Genomic DNA, 13,143 nt, shown 5'->3' on the forward strand with positions numbered 1-13,143 from the left:
GATGGCCCTCGCGGGACTTGCATCGTTGCTGATGCAATAAGCGGGCCCACCCCGTGGTATGCTCGACCCGCCGAGGAACATGACACGCCTTCAGGACCGCCTCACCGTGATCTCCGCCGATACCCTCGCCACCGCCGCCAGCCAGGTCTGGCACCAGCGCCTGGCCCAGCTGATCCGCAGCGCCGGCCATGCCGGCTTCCCGGGCATGCTGGAACGCACCCTGCACGAGCTGACCGGGTTCGACACCATCCTGATCAACACCTACAAGGGGCGTCATCGGCCGCTGCTGATCCACGACAACTACCCGCCCGGGCGCCGCGAGCAGGGCATCGAGCGCTACCTGAGCCGCGCCTACCTGCTCGACCCCTTCTTCAAGGCCGTCCACGATGGCCTGGACACCAGCGCCTACCGGCTGCGCGAGCTGGCCCCGGACCGCTTCGAGAGCAGCGAGTACTACCATCACTACTACCGCGCCCTCGGCCTGTCCGACGAGATCGGGCTGTTCGCCCGGGTCGACGCCGACGTGGTGATGGTGGTGTCGCTGGGCTATCGCGGCGACGGTCCGCGGGTGACGCGGCGCGACATGCTGGCGCTGCGCCATATCGCCCCGGTGGTGGACGCGCTGCTCGGCGAGTACTGGAAGTGGCAGGGCCACTGCTTCCAGGCCCGGCTCGAGGAGCGCGAGCCGGTGGAGGCGGCCTTCGACAGCTTCGGCCAGGAGGCCCTGACCCAGCGCGAGCGGGAGATCGTCCGGCTGCTGCTGGCCGGCCACTCCACCAAGTCGGCGGCCCGCGAGCTCGACATCAGCGACGGCACCGTCAAGGTACACCGCAAGCACATCTACCAGCGCCTCGAGGTCTCCAGCCAGTCGCAGCTATTCCGGCTGTTCCTCGACCACGTGGCGCTGGTCTCCCGCCAGCAGGGCGGCTGACCTCCGGGAACTAGAAGGTTCCGGGGTAGCTGCCGCCGTCGAGGAGGATGTTCTGCCCGGTCAGGTAGCCGGCCTGGCCGCTGCACATAAAGGCGCAGAAGGCACCGAATTCATCCGCGGAGCCGAAACGCCGCGCCGGAATGCCCTGGAGGCGTTGCTCGCGCACCGCCTCGAGCGTCTGGTGCCCCTGTTCGGCCGCCCCGGCGAGCCCGCTGCGAAGACGCTCGGTATCGAAGCTACCCGGCAACAGGTTGTTGATCGTCACGTTACGGCTCGCCAGTCGTGGCTGACGCGCCAGGCCCGCGACGAAACCGGAGAGGCCCGCCCGCGCCCCGTTGGAAAGCCCCAGACTATCGATCGGCGCCTTCACGGCCCCCGAAGTGATATTGACGACTCGCCCGAACCCGTTGTCCGCCATGCGATCCACGGTCGCCTTGATCAGCTCGATCGGCGTCAGCATGTTGGCCTCCACCGCCTGCAACCAGTCATCGCGTTCCCAGTCGCGAAAGTCTCCCGGCGGGGGCCCACCGTTGTTGGTGACCAGGATATCGACCCTCGGACAGGCCGACAGCACCTCGGCACGCACCGCCTCGCTACCGATATCGCCGGCCACGGGGCGCACCTCGATCTCGCCATTGAGGGCGATCAGCTCCTGGGCGGCCGCCTGCAGGGCGTCCTCGCTGCGCGAATTGATCACCAGGTTGACGCCTTCCCTGGCCAGGGCGCGCGCGCACCCTCGACCCAACCCCTTGCTGGCGGCGCACACCACGGCCCAGCGTCCGGCGATGTTCAGGTCCATATCGTGTCCCTCCTTCATGTGATGTTTCCGACCAGGCCGCGGCCTGCGATTGGCAACACGGTCCTGGCGGTATCGATCAATACACCGCCCGGCCACCGGACAGGTCGAACACGGCCCCGGTTTGAAAACTGCAGGCCTCCGAGACCATCCAGGCCACCATCTCGGCCACCTCGTCGGGCCGCCCCAACCTCCCCTGTGGCGACTTGTCGATCATGGTCTGGACGTGATCCGGGCTCATCTGGCCGAGCAGTTCGGTGTCGATGGCCGCCGGGGCCAGGGCGTTGATGCGCAGCCCGGTGGAGGCATGCTCCTTGGCGAGCGACTTGGTCAGGGCCACCACGCCGGCCTTGGCCGCGCTGTAGGCGGAGGCGTTGGGCGTGCCCTCCTTGCCGGCCAGCGACGCCAGGTTCACCAGCCAGGCACGCGGCCGTTCCAGCAGATGGGGCACGAAACAGCGGCACACCTCGAAGGTGCCGACCAGGTTGACATCGACGACCCACCGCCAGGTCTTCGGATCGCTTTCCACCAGGGGGGCCGTGGGACCGGCCATGCCGGCGCTGTGGACCAGGATGTCGATGCCTCCGCTCTGTGCCCGAATGGTTTCGGCGCAGCGAGCCAGCGCCTCGGGATCGGTGACGTCGGCGGCCAGCTGACGCGGCGCTGCCGCCTCGGGGTCGGCGTCCAGCACCCAGACGCTGGCGCCGTCACGCTCGAGACGCTCGACGATGGCACGCCCCAGCCCACGACTGCCGCCGGTCACCACGGCGACCTTGTGACGAAAATCGTAGCGCGGCCGCCTTGTGGTGACCGCATCGGCGGGCGATTCGGTTTTGCTCATACTGTTGTCCTCACATCCGCCGCGCTCAACGGGCCGAATAGCCGCCGTCCACCGGCAGGATCACGCCGGTCACGAAGCGCGCCTCCGGCGAGGCCAGGAACAGCGCCGGGCCGGCGATGTCCGCGGGCTCCCCCCAGCGCGCCATGGGCGTGCGGCCCACCAGTTCCGCCGAGCGCTCGCTGTTCCGGGTCAGCGCCGAGGTCAGGTCGGTGGCGATCCAGCCGGGGGCCAGGGCATTGACGCGGATGCCGTCGGCGGCCCAGGCGATCGCCAGCGAGCGGGTCAACTGGGCGACGCCGCCCTTGGAGGCCGAATAGGCCGGCGCCTGGCCGCTGCCGAAGAAGGACAGCATGGAGGCAGTGTTGATGATGCAGCCGCCGGCGGCCTTCAGGGCGCCGTGTGCCGCCTGGCAGCAGCGCTGCGACCCGTTGAGGTTGATATCCACCACGGTCGCGAACCCCTCGGAAGTGAACTCTCGGCCCTCGCGCTGGATGACCCCGGCACAGTTCACCAGGGCATCGAGGCGCTCGAAGCGCGCGAAGAACCGGCTCACCTCCGCCTCGTCGCGGACATCCAGCCGATGCCGGCCGGCCACTCCCTCGACCTGCATGTTTTCCGGGGGCTCGACGCCCGTGACGTGTACCTCGTCTCCGCGGGCCGCGAACGCCTCGGCGATCGCCTTGCCGATGCCCGAGCTGCCTCCAATGACGACTAGGGTTTTCATGGCGCTCCTTGATTTCGTTGGGTTAAGGGGGAGGGAATCAGGTGGAAAGGTGGTGACGCACCGAGCGTCGCGCCGCCCAGAGAGAAGAGACGATGATGGCCAGCCACACCAGGATCGCCAGGCCGCCCAGCCCGGCGGCGATGGGCCGCTCGAGCAGCGCCGACAGATCGCCGCCGGACTTGATCATCGAGCGCATGAAGTTGCTCTCCACCACCGGCCCCAGGATGACGGCCAGGATCATCGGGCCGATGGGGAAGTCGTTTTCCGCCAACAGGTAGGCGATCAGTCCCAGCCCCAGCATCAGCCAAACATCGAGCATGCTGTTGTTGGCGGCGTAGGCGCCGACGATGCAGAACAGCAGGATCAGCGGATAGAGCACGCTGGCCGGCACCGAGAGGATGTGACGGGCCCCACGTACCGCCAGCAGCCCCAGCGGTAGCAACAGCAGGTTGGCGATCAGGAAGGACAACAGGATGGCGTTGACCAGGGCGGCATCGGTGGTGAAGACATCCGGGCCCGGCGTCACCCCCTTCATCATCAGCACGCCGATGATGATGGCGGTGATGGTGTCGCCGGGGATACCGAACACCAGTGCCGGGACATAGGCCCCGGACAGGGCGGCGTTGTTGGCCGAGCTGGCCGCGACCAGCCCCTCGGGATGGCCGGTGCCGAACTTCTCCGGCGTCCGGGACAGGCGGCGCGAGATGGCATAGCTGATCCAGGAGGCGATATCCGCCCCGGCGCCGGGCAAGGCCCCGATCAGGGTGCCCAGGACGCTGCTGCGGGCCACCCCGCCCTTGTAGCGCCAGACCAGCCCCGCGACCCCGGCGAAGGGGCGCTTGACCGGCGGCGGCGTGGGCAAGGCGCCACGGCCTATCTCCGGCAGGCGACGCAGCAGTTCGGCCACCGCGAACAGCCCGATCAGCACCGGCAGGATGGAGATGCCTCCCATCAGCTCCGGCACCCCGAAGATGAAGCGGATCTGGCCGGAGACGCTGTCCATGCCGACCATGGCGATCAGCAGGCCGAGGAGCATGGAGAGCGCTCCCTTGAGGGGATCGGTACCGGAAACCAGCACGGCACAGGACAGCCCCAGCAGTGCCAGCCAGAAATATTCGTCGCTGGTGAACTGAAGGGCGAAGTCCGCCACGATCGGCGCGCAGAAGGCCAGGATGGCGACGCCGACGATGCCGCCAAGGACCGAGCAGGCGAGGTTGACGCCGAGCGCCTGACCGATCTTGCCCTGGCGCCCCATCAGGTAGGCCTCGTCGGTGTAGGCGGCCGAGGCCGGCGTACCGGGGATCCGCAGCAAGGCCCCGGGAATGTCGCCGGCGACGATGGCCATGGCGGTGGCCGAGACGATGGCCGCGATGGCGGGCAGCGGGTCCATGAAGAAGGTCACCGGCACCAGCAGGGCAGTGGCCATGGTGGCGGTCAAGCCGGGAATGGCGCCGATGAACAAGCCGAACAGGGAGGCGCCGACGATGACCGCGAGGACGTCCCAGGCCAGGACCATCGCCAACGCTTGTTGTAATTCTGCCATCAGTAGATCACCTCCTCGAGGAAGCCCAGATCGAGCGGCACGTGCAGGAGCATGGCGAAGCCCAGCCAGATCAGCAGGGTGGCCGAGGCCGCCACCACGACCGCCAGGCGCCAGCGCCTCCTCGACAGCCAGCCGATCAGCACGGTCAGCATCGTCAGGGCCACCACGGGAAAGCCGAGGATGGGCGTGAGCCACACGTAGCCGACCACTGCCGCCACCACCGCCCCCAGGCAGATCAGGGTCCGCGAGGGCGCGACCGTTCCTTGCCAGACGAACAGAGGCCCACGGCTCAGCCATCCGCGCAACGCCAGCAGTAGTCCCAACACGATCAGCAGGCTGCCGATCAGAGTGGGGAAGGTGCCCGCACCGAAGTCCTGGCGCGGCAGCGTGGAAAAGTCTTGGGAGGCCAGGACGGTGATGGCGCCGAGCAGCGCCATCACCAGCCCGAGCACGAGATCATTGATGCGCATCTCGGAACCTGTCTCGTGATGCCGGGCGAGGCTTATTCGGCCAGGCCCAGCTTGTCGATGATCTCGGCGTTGTTGGCATCGGCCTCGGCCATGAAGTCGCCGAAGGCCTGGGGGCCCAGCCACTCGACGCCGAAACCGCGGCTGGCCATGAAGTCCTGGAATTCCTGCGATTCGTAGACCCGCTGGGTGGCATCGGCCAGGGTGTCGACCACCTCCTCAGGCAGCCCTTCCGGCCCCACCAGGCCCCGCCAGGTACCCGCCGCCCAGGGTTCGCCGGTGATTTCTCCGGAGGTCGGGATATCGGAAAAGGCCTCGAGGCGTTCGTTGGCGAACACCGCCAGCGTCTCGATCCGCCCCGCCTCGCGCATGGACTCGGATTCGGGCAGCGAAGAAAAGACGATGTCCACTCCGCCCGCGACCACTTCCTGCATGGCGGGGGCCGCCCCCTCACTGGGCACCAGCGTGACGGCGGTCGGATCGATGTCCTGCTGGTTGAGGAAGCCGGCGAAGGCGAGATGATAGGCGGCGCCCGGTGCGGAACCGGAGACCGTGTAAGCCCCGGGGTTCGCCTCGATATCGGCGAGAGCCGACTCCAGATCGCCCCACGGGGCATCGGCCCCGACGCTGAAGGCGGCGGCATCCAGGTTGACCATGCCCACGGGCGTCAGGTCCTCGTAGGAAATGGGAGCCATGCCGATATTCCGGTAGGTGGTGATCTCGGCGGTCACCAGCCCCAGGCTATAGCCATCGGGCTCCGCCATGGTCATGGCGGTATGGCCGACGATCCCGCTCCCCCCGGTGCGGTTGACCACATTGACCCGCTGGCCCAACACATCCTCGAGGCCGCTGGCCAGTTGGCGCGCCACCGCATCGGTACCGCCACCGGCGGACCAGGGAACGATCAACTCGATGGGCTTCTCGGGATAGGCGGCCTGGGCCGATCCCGCCGAGAGGATGGCGGACAGCAGGCCGGCGGACAGGACGAGCGACTTGTTGTGGAAGATCATGCTGCGGCTCCTTCATCACTGATGTTGTTCTGGGTTGTCGTGTTGCAGGGTGGGCCGGCGCCTTCAGGCACTCAGCGGATGAACTGGTCGACGAAGTCCCCGCCGAGCCCACAGGCCTCGTAGTGCTGGCGACACATGTCGATCTTGGTGAAGACGTCCTCGAAACCGAGATGCTTGCCCCAGGGGTCGACGTAATACATCACGCCATTGACCTGGAAGAGGGTGATCATCTCCTCGACGTCTTCGTCCACGACCAGCGTATGGGTCTCGCCGGGCGGCTCGTAGACATAGCTGCCTTCCGTCGCGACCCAGTCATGCTCCAGGTAACGCCAGCGCCCCTTGAGCACCACCCCGTGCACGGGGTTGGGATGGCGGTGGCGACTCAGCACGCCGGACTTGCGCACCCGCAGCAGGTTGACCCAGTACCCCTGTGAGGCATTCAGGCACAGCGGCCGGAAGTCGACGTTTTCGGCTTGCGGGACCCACACACGCTCGTCTTCGGGGATCGCCTGAGGCACGACGATTTCCGTTGACGCCTCGGCGGGCTGGGGATACTGGTAGGGCATGCGCTGTTGAGCGTCTTGCGACATCGGACACCTCTTTTGTCCACATAGTGGACATACAGTTCATAATATGGACAATGTTCTGTGAAAGCTAAGAGGATTCGGAGGAGGCGTCAATCGATCGGCGCCGCCTCCATACTAGACATTGGTAGAAGAGGGCCTTCGTGAGCGACCCAACCGAAAGCGAACCGACGCGGCCCGTCGTGCAGGGTGCCGCCGCCGTGACCAAGGGTCTGAGGCTGCTTCAGGTCATCCCCGAGCTGTCCGAGGACGCCAGCGCCAGCAACATCCAGCGGCGGTTGGGGCTCCCCCGACCCACGGTGTACCGGTTGCTCAACACCCTCGAGCAGGAGGGCTTCATCGAGCGCAACCCCCTCGGCGGCGAATACGTGCTGGGACGGGAGATCCTTCGCCTGGCTCAACAGACGATGGCCGAGAGCAGCCTGCAGCAACGGGCACGCAGCACGCTCAAGGCGATCGGCAAGGAGACGGGCGAAACCGTGCACCTCGGCGTGCCCGTCGGCTGCCATATGACATTCGTCGACAAGGTGGAATCGCCCGAGGCGGTACGCATGGCCTCCTACATCGGTATGCCGGTGCCCATGCACTCCACCTCGGTGGGCAAGGCGTACCTGGGCGCCCTGGACGAGCCGACCCGGGAACAATACCTGTCACAGCTTCAACTGGACCCGGTCACGGACCGCACCCATACGTCGCTGGGCAGCCTGCGTGAGGAACTGCGGCTCACCAGGGAGCGAGGCTATGCGATCGACGACGAGGAGAACGAGCCTGACATCATCTGCTTCGGCCTGGCGGTTCGTGGCGCCGATGGCAACATCGCGGGCGCCATCAGCGTCAGCGTGCCGCGCTATCGCCTGAAGGATGATGACGAAGCCCGCATCGTGGGCATCATTCGGGGCCAGTGCCATACAGCGGGGCTAGCCACGTAAGGCGTCAGGCATGCCCTTTCACTCCGCACGAGCGGCGTGACCGAATCGTGATGATTCCCCCCGCGCCGTGCGCCTAGCGTGTGCCGGGTATCCCACGGAGGAGTCCCGCCATGCCCGCTTCATTCCTGCCCCGGCCCATCCTCGCCGGCCTGGGCGCCGCCCTGGCACTGTGCGCCGCCTTCGCCTGGCCACCCCTCGGCCACGCCGCCGAGCCCGCGCTCGCCCTGCCGGCGCCGACCACCACCGGCCCGGTTCCCGAGGGCGGCGGGCCACAGACCGCGGTGCTCGCCGGCGGCTGCTTCTGGGGCGTCGAGGCGGTGTTCGAGCATCTCGACGGCGTGACCGACGTGGTCTCCGGCTACAGCGGTGGCCGCGCCGCCGGCGCCGACTACCGCAGCGTCAGCGCCGGCCGGACTCGCCACGCCGAGGCGGTACGCATCACCTATGACCCGCAGCGGATCTCCTACGCCCAACTGCTGCAGGTGTTCTTCTCGGTGGCCCACGATCCGACCCAGCTGAACCGCCAGGGGCCGGACATCGGCCCGCAGTATCGTTCGTCGATCTTCTACGCCGACGCGGCCCAGCGGCGCGTCGCCGAGGCCTATATCGACCAGCTCGACGCCACCGGCGCCTTCGAGCAGCCGATCGTCACTCGCGTCGAGGCGCTGGACGGCTTCCACCCGGCCGAGGCCTACCACCAGGACTTCGCCCGTCGCCACCCCGAGCATCCCTACATCGTGATCCACGACCAGCCCAAGGTCGCGAACCTCGAGCGCCTGTTCCCAGGCCTCTATCGGAACGCGCCGGTTATCGCCGCGACGCCCTGAGCGCCGCGGCAAGGAGGATGCGCCATGCCTCATCGTCTCTGGCCCTGCCTGCTGTGGGGATTGCTGTTCGGCTGGTCGGCGTCGGCCGGCGCGCAGGACGCTTCGCCGACCCCGGTGATCGTCGAGCTCTTCACCTCGGAGGGTTGCTCCAGCTGTCCGCCGGCGGACGCCCTGCTGCGCCGCCTGTCGTCGGCACCGCCCGCCCCGGGTATCCGGGTGATCGCCCTGAGTGAACACGTGGACTACTGGGACGACCTGGGCTGGCAGGACCTCTTCGCCAGCCCTCAGTTCACGCGGCGTCAGAAGGACTATGCGCGGCGGCGCTTCGGCACCGCCCGGATCTACACGCCGCAGATGGTGGTCGACGGTCGCTACGAGCTCATCGGCAGCCAGGCCGACACGGCCCGCCGCGCCATCCGGCGTGCCGCCCAGGCCGACAAGCTGGCGGTGGGCTTGGAGGTCACGCCGGCCGAGGGCAGCGCCGCCACGACGCTCGAGATCCACACGGCGGCGTTGCCGCCCGGCACCGGCGCGGCGGACGTCTGGCTCGCGGTGACCGAGGACGAGCTGCACAGCCGCGTCACGCGCGGCGAGAACGGCGGCCGTCTGCTGCGTCACGACGGAGTGGTGCGCCGCCTCGAGCGGATCGGCCGGCTGCAGTCGGACACCGCCGAGGGCTTCCATCACCGCCTGCCGCTATCACTGGCCGCCGACTGGCGGGGCCCGCTGCACGCCGTGGTGTTTCTTCAATCGGCCCACAGCCTTCGAGTGCTCGGCGCCGCCACCAGGCGCTTGCCGGCACCTCACTGAGACACGTCGAAGGCTCCGGGGCACGGGCCCCGGGGCGTTTGCGCATTGGGCGACGGCGGCGACTACTCGGCGTCGGCCATCCCGGGCACCAGCCGCCGCAGCCGGGCGTAGACAAAGGCGTAGAGGCACAGCGCCGCCAGCGAGCCGGCCGCGCCGAGCATCATCACCGCGCCGTAGCCCAGCTCCCGAGCCAGCAGGAAGCCGGCGATCGCCGGGGCGGCGGTCTGGGCCAGCCCCTGGGCGGCCGGCACCAGCGCCGCGTAGCGACCCGAGGCGTCGATATGGCTCAGGGTGCCGAGCTGGAAGATGTCGGTGAACAGCCAGGCGATGCAGAAGCCGAAGGTGCCGATGACGAAGGTGCTCGCCGATATCTCCGCGGCCAGCAGCAGAAGCACCCCGGCCATGCCGACGAGCGCGGCCATCAGCACCCGCGACTGGCCGGCGCGACGGCTCAGCCACACCGCCGCGACGCAGCCGGCCAGGGTGAAGACATTGCCCAGGGTCAGAACGTTGGCGATGAAGGCATCGCCCAGCCCGGCGTCGACCCCGGCGCGCTCGATAAAGGCCCAGAACGAGCCGATGGTGATGTAGAAGCACGCCACCGCCAGCAGGCAGCACCACGGCAACATCCGGGGCAGCCGCGAGGCGGTATCCGCTCGGCGCTCGCCGGTCGCTTTCCCGGTGCCGGCCGGGGTGTGCGGGTAGAGGCAGGGAATCACCGCCAGGCACAGCGCGAAGGCCACGCAGAACGCCAGGAAGATGCCGTCGATGCCCCAGGCCCCGGTCAGGTGGGGAATGGTGTAGAGCTCGATGGCGTTGATGGCCACCAGGCCGAACATCATGATGCTGAAGTTGCGCCCGGTCTTGTGGGTGATGGCCAGGCAGGCGATGCCGGTGGAGTAGCAGATGCCACCGCCGAAGCCGGCCAGCACGCGCATGGCCAGCAGGGGCGCATAGTCGTGGTACTGGGTCGACAGATAGTTGCCGGCGATCGCCACCAGGATGCCGAGCAGCGCCAAGTGGCGCCGGTTGAGGCGCGACACCAGGGCCGCGGTGGCCAACGAGGCCAGGAACATGCCGCCCAGGTCCGCCGAGGCCAGCCAGCCCACCTGCTGCTCGTCGAAGTGCAGGAAGTCGGCCCATGCCCCGACCATCAGCGGCATGCCCATGACCACGGCGTTGCCGACGAAGCTGATCGCCACGGCGGCGGCGATCGCCAGCGGATGGTCGACGCCGATGCGGGGGAGTCCCCGGGCCTCGCCCGGGACGGTAGTGGATTGCGTCATCGTAGATACCTCACTCGCTTGTTGGTTGTTGTCCGAGTCGGTTCCGGCCACAGGGGCCCTAGGCCCCGCACGCGCGGGCGCCGGCGGCCGCTGGGGCCGACTGTCGAGCTGGAGAGGAAAGGGCCAGGGCCGCCGCCGAGGGCAGCGGCCGGGCGCGCCGGATCAGCCGCCGCTCGGCGTCGGGGCGGCGTACTGGGGCATGGTGATGCAGGCGACGTTGCCGCCGCCGAGCAGGATCTCGCGGGAGCCCTCGATGCCGACGATGCGGTGACGGGGGAACAGCTCGGCCAGGGTGGCCTGGGCGACGCGATCGTTGGGATCGCCGAACAGCGGCACCACGATCACCGAGTTGCCGGCGTAGTAGTTGATGTAGGAGGCGCAGATGCGGGTGCCGGCCTGGCGCGGGTGAGTGCCGTCGACCCGGTCCAGGCCTTCGGCCTCCTCGGCCGTCCACTCCAGGGCGCGCGGCTGGGGCATCTTGTGCACGGTGAGCTCGCGGCCGCGGGCGTCGCGGGTGCTCTTCAGCACCTCGTAGGCCTCCTGGTAGATCTCCCACTGCGGGTCGTCGCGATCGTCGGTCCACTGCAGCAGCACCTCGCCGGGGCGCACGAAGCAGGCCAGGTCGTCGATGTGGCCGTCGGTCTCGTCGAACTTGCAGCCCCGCGGCAGCCAGATGACCCGCTCGGCGCCGAGGTAGTCCTCGAGATGCCGGGTCACCGCTTGCTTGCCCAGGTGGCCATTGCGGTTGCGGTTGAGCAGGCACTGCTCGGTGGTCAGCAGGGTGCCCTGGCCGTCGCACTGGATGCCGCCCATCTCGGCGATGAACGGCGCCCGGTAGCGGTCCAGGCCTTCGATCTCGAGCACTTTCCGGGCGATCTGGTCGTCCTTGTCCCAGGGGAAGTACAGCCCGCCGTCGAGCCCGCCGTAGGCGTTGAACTCGAGGTCCACCCCACGCACCTCGCCGGTCGCGTCGTTGACCACGAAGGCCGGGCCGCTGTCGCGGAACCAGCTGTCGTTGCAGGTCATCTCCACCACCCGCACCGAGGGCGGCAGCAGGCGCCGGGCGCTGGCGAACTGGGCGGCGGAAGCGCAGACGGTGACCGGCTCGCTCTCGGCGATGGCGGCGGCGATCTCGGCCCACACACGCTGCGCCGGCTTGCCGCCGTTGCGCCACACGTCCGGGCGCTCAGGCCAGCCCAGCCAGCAGCCGGCCTTGGGTTCGAACTCGCCGGGCAGCCGGAAGCCATCGGCCTTGGGCAGGGAGGTCAGCAAGCGCGCCATGGAACACCTCTTTCTCGTTGTTGGGGTATTCCGATGCTAGGCCCGGCCACTCGCGACGCACCAACGACGATTATTGCGCGACCCTTGAATGGAATTCAGGAGTCTCGAGCCGCTCGACGCACCAGTCGATGAAGTGCGCGACCGCCGGCCGCTCGAGGCGCTGACGGTCGCAGACCAGCGCGTACTGGCCGAGCGAACCCACGCTCGCGGCGAAGGGCCGCACCAGACGCCCCCGCGCCAGGTCTTCGGAGGCCGTCAGGGCATCGCCGAGCGCCACGCCCAGGCCGTTGGCGGCGGCTTCCAGGGCCAGGCCGGCGTGCTCGAAGTAGAGGTTGCGCCCGGCGCGAACGTCGCCGGCGTGGGTGGCCAGCCAGGCGGCCCAGGTGCCGCCGTCCTGGTCGTCGTGCAGCAGCCGGCAGCGGGCCAGGTCCGCGGGATCGGTCAGGCCGCCCGCGTTGAACAGCCCCGGACTGCACACCGGGAAGAAGTGCAGCGCCGGAAGGGGGCGCACGAAGAGCTCGTGGGCATCCGCCGGCCCGGCGCCGTAGATGATCGCCAGGTCGAGGTCGGGATCGAGGCTCTGGACGTCGTAGGCCCGGGCGTGCAGGTGCAGATCGATGTGCGGATAGCGGCGGCAGAAGTCGTCCAGCCGCCCCACCAGCCACTTCTGGGCCAGCTCGGCGGGTACGGCCACCTGCAGCGCGGCCTGGGTGTCCGGGGCGGCGATCGCCTCGCAGGCCTCGCCGACCCGCTCGAAGGCCTGCTGCAGGCTGTGCAGCAGGCGCCGGGCCTGGGGCGTGGGCTGCATGTGACGCCCGCGACGCACGAACAGCGTCGCCCCGAGCTGCTCCTCCAGCTGGCGGACCTGGTGGCTGACGGCGCTGTCGGTGACGCACAGCTCCGCCGCCGCGCGGCCGAAGTGGGCATGGCGGGCGGCGCACTCGAAGGTGCGCAGCGCGGTCAACGAGGGCAAGCGGCGCATGGGGCCTCCTCGGGCGCTCTCTCGACGGGACCGACAGGATACGCGATTCCCGCCTGCCGCACGTCGATCTGCGAAGCACCCAAAAAAAGCCGGCCCGAGGGCCGGCAAACGACGTGGAAAGCGTTCCCCAAT

At 68.8% G+C, this 13,143-nt stretch carries 14 protein-coding genes; 4 read left to right on the forward strand and 10 right to left on the reverse strand.

Annotated elements, in window-relative coordinates:
• Positions 1-79 precede the first annotated feature (79 nt).
• Complete coding sequence (locus ACXAFN_RS05585) at positions 80-931, forward strand: helix-turn-helix transcriptional regulator (protein ID WP_474986916.1); 852 nt, start codon at positions 80-82, stop codon at positions 929-931.
• Positions 932-941: 10 nt separating this feature from the next.
• Here ACXAFN_RS05585 and ACXAFN_RS05590 read toward each other — a convergent pair whose 3' ends face one another.
• From ACXAFN_RS05590 to ACXAFN_RS05620, 7 genes are all read right to left on the reverse strand, one after another.
• Positions 942-1,730 (reverse strand): SDR family oxidoreductase, encoded by a 789-nt coding sequence (locus tag ACXAFN_RS05590; RefSeq protein ID WP_474986918.1) that lies wholly within the window; start codon positions 1,728-1,730, stop codon positions 942-944.
• A 76-nt stretch (positions 1,731-1,806) separates the two neighbouring features.
• The gene (locus ACXAFN_RS05595; RefSeq protein ID WP_474986919.1) at positions 1,807-2,568 is read right to left on the reverse strand and encodes an SDR family NAD(P)-dependent oxidoreductase; all 762 of its coding nucleotides are present in this window, start codon (positions 2,566-2,568) and stop codon (positions 1,807-1,809) included.
• Positions 2,569-2,593: 25 nt separating this feature from the next.
• Entirely contained in the window at positions 2,594-3,292 is a 699-nt protein-coding gene (locus ACXAFN_RS05600) for an SDR family NAD(P)-dependent oxidoreductase (RefSeq protein ID WP_474986920.1), read from the reverse strand.
• A 37-nt stretch (positions 3,293-3,329) separates the two neighbouring features.
• The gene (locus ACXAFN_RS05605) at positions 3,330-4,835 is read right to left on the reverse strand and encodes a tripartite tricarboxylate transporter permease (RefSeq protein ID WP_474986922.1); all 1,506 of its coding nucleotides are present in this window, start codon (positions 4,833-4,835) and stop codon (positions 3,330-3,332) included.
• Positions 4,835-5,305: a tripartite tricarboxylate transporter TctB family protein gene (locus tag ACXAFN_RS05610; protein WP_474986923.1), complete on the reverse strand. Its 471-nt coding sequence runs from the start codon at positions 5,303-5,305 to the stop codon at positions 4,835-4,837. The genes ACXAFN_RS05605 and ACXAFN_RS05610 overlap by 1 nt, the downstream gene beginning before the upstream one ends.
• A 32-nt stretch (positions 5,306-5,337) precedes the next feature.
• Positions 5,338-6,312: a Bug family tripartite tricarboxylate transporter substrate binding protein gene (locus ACXAFN_RS05615; RefSeq protein WP_474986925.1), complete on the reverse strand. Its 975-nt coding sequence runs from the start codon at positions 6,310-6,312 to the stop codon at positions 5,338-5,340.
• Positions 6,313-6,383: 71 nt separating this feature from the next.
• A complete protein-coding gene (locus tag ACXAFN_RS05620) occupies positions 6,384-6,902 on the reverse strand; it encodes a 2,4'-dihydroxyacetophenone dioxygenase family protein (RefSeq protein ID WP_474986927.1) in 519 nt (172 codons plus the stop codon).
• A 137-nt stretch (positions 6,903-7,039) separates the two neighbouring features.
• Here ACXAFN_RS05620 and ACXAFN_RS05625 point away from each other — a divergent pair, with 137 nt between their 5' ends.
• From ACXAFN_RS05625 to ACXAFN_RS05635, 3 genes are all read left to right on the forward strand, one after another.
• Complete coding sequence (locus ACXAFN_RS05625; protein ID WP_474986929.1) at positions 7,040-7,825, forward strand: IclR family transcriptional regulator; 786 nt, start codon at positions 7,040-7,042, stop codon at positions 7,823-7,825.
• Between the two features lie 110 nt (positions 7,826-7,935).
• On the forward strand, positions 7,936-8,652 hold the full coding sequence (gene msrA / locus ACXAFN_RS05630; RefSeq protein ID WP_474986931.1) for a peptide-methionine (S)-S-oxide reductase MsrA: 717 nt from the start codon (positions 7,936-7,938) through the stop codon (positions 8,650-8,652).
• A gap of 24 nt (positions 8,653-8,676) precedes the next feature.
• Positions 8,677-9,462, forward strand: coding sequence for a DUF1223 domain-containing protein (locus ACXAFN_RS05635; protein WP_474986933.1), 786 nt, complete (start codon positions 8,677-8,679; stop codon positions 9,460-9,462).
• A 62-nt stretch (positions 9,463-9,524) separates the two neighbouring features.
• Here ACXAFN_RS05635 and ACXAFN_RS05640 read toward each other — a convergent pair whose 3' ends face one another.
• The 3 genes from ACXAFN_RS05640 to ACXAFN_RS05650 form a co-directional block, all read right to left on the reverse strand.
• Positions 9,525-10,748 (reverse strand): MFS transporter, encoded by a 1,224-nt coding sequence (locus tag ACXAFN_RS05640; protein WP_474986935.1) that lies wholly within the window; start codon positions 10,746-10,748, stop codon positions 9,525-9,527.
• Positions 10,749-10,910: 162 nt separating this feature from the next.
• Positions 10,911-12,029, reverse strand: coding sequence for an agmatine deiminase (aguA, locus tag ACXAFN_RS05645; protein ID WP_474986937.1), 1,119 nt, complete (start codon positions 12,027-12,029; stop codon positions 10,911-10,913).
• Positions 12,030-12,099: 70 nt separating this feature from the next.
• Positions 12,100-13,011, reverse strand: coding sequence for a LysR substrate-binding domain-containing protein (locus ACXAFN_RS05650; RefSeq protein ID WP_474986938.1), 912 nt, complete (start codon positions 13,009-13,011; stop codon positions 12,100-12,102).
• Positions 13,012-13,143: the final 132 nt, after the last annotated feature.

It is taken from the genome of Halomonas sp. ABH4_019 (assembly GCF_056159885.1).

What these genes read in the sequence shown, in the direction of transcription:
- ACXAFN_RS05585 (WP_474986916.1), top strand. Translation starts at nt 80, where the DNA reads ATGACACGCCTTCAGGACCGCCTCACCGTGATCTCCGCCGATACCCTC.
- ACXAFN_RS05590 (WP_474986918.1), bottom strand. Translation starts at nt 1,730, where the DNA reads ATGGACCTGAACATCGCCGGACGCTGGGCCGTGGTGTGCGCCGCCAGC.
- ACXAFN_RS05595 (WP_474986919.1), bottom strand. Translation starts at nt 2,568, where the DNA reads ATGAGCAAAACCGAATCGCCCGCCGATGCGGTCACCACAAGGCGGCCG.
- ACXAFN_RS05600 (WP_474986920.1), bottom strand. Translation starts at nt 3,292, where the DNA reads ATGAAAACCCTAGTCGTCATTGGAGGCAGCTCGGGCATCGGCAAGGCG.
- ACXAFN_RS05605 (WP_474986922.1), bottom strand. Translation starts at nt 4,835, where the DNA reads ATGGCAGAATTACAACAAGCGTTGGCGATGGTCCTGGCCTGGGACGTC.
- ACXAFN_RS05610 (WP_474986923.1), bottom strand. Translation starts at nt 5,305, where the DNA reads ATGCGCATCAATGATCTCGTGCTCGGGCTGGTGATGGCGCTGCTCGGC.
- ACXAFN_RS05615 (WP_474986925.1), bottom strand. Translation starts at nt 6,312, where the DNA reads ATGATCTTCCACAACAAGTCGCTCGTCCTGTCCGCCGGCCTGCTGTCC.
- ACXAFN_RS05620 (WP_474986927.1), bottom strand. Translation starts at nt 6,902, where the DNA reads ATGTCGCAAGACGCTCAACAGCGCATGCCCTACCAGTATCCCCAGCCC.
- msrA (WP_474986931.1), top strand. Translation starts at nt 7,936, where the DNA reads ATGCCCGCTTCATTCCTGCCCCGGCCCATCCTCGCCGGCCTGGGCGCC.
- ACXAFN_RS05635 (WP_474986933.1), top strand. Translation starts at nt 8,677, where the DNA reads ATGCCTCATCGTCTCTGGCCCTGCCTGCTGTGGGGATTGCTGTTCGGC.
- ACXAFN_RS05640 (WP_474986935.1), bottom strand. Translation starts at nt 10,748, where the DNA reads ATGACGCAATCCACTACCGTCCCGGGCGAGGCCCGGGGACTCCCCCGC.
- aguA (WP_474986937.1), bottom strand. Translation starts at nt 12,029, where the DNA reads ATGGCGCGCTTGCTGACCTCCCTGCCCAAGGCCGATGGCTTCCGGCTG.
- ACXAFN_RS05650 (WP_474986938.1), bottom strand. Translation starts at nt 13,011, where the DNA reads ATGCGCCGCTTGCCCTCGTTGACCGCGCTGCGCACCTTCGAGTGCGCC.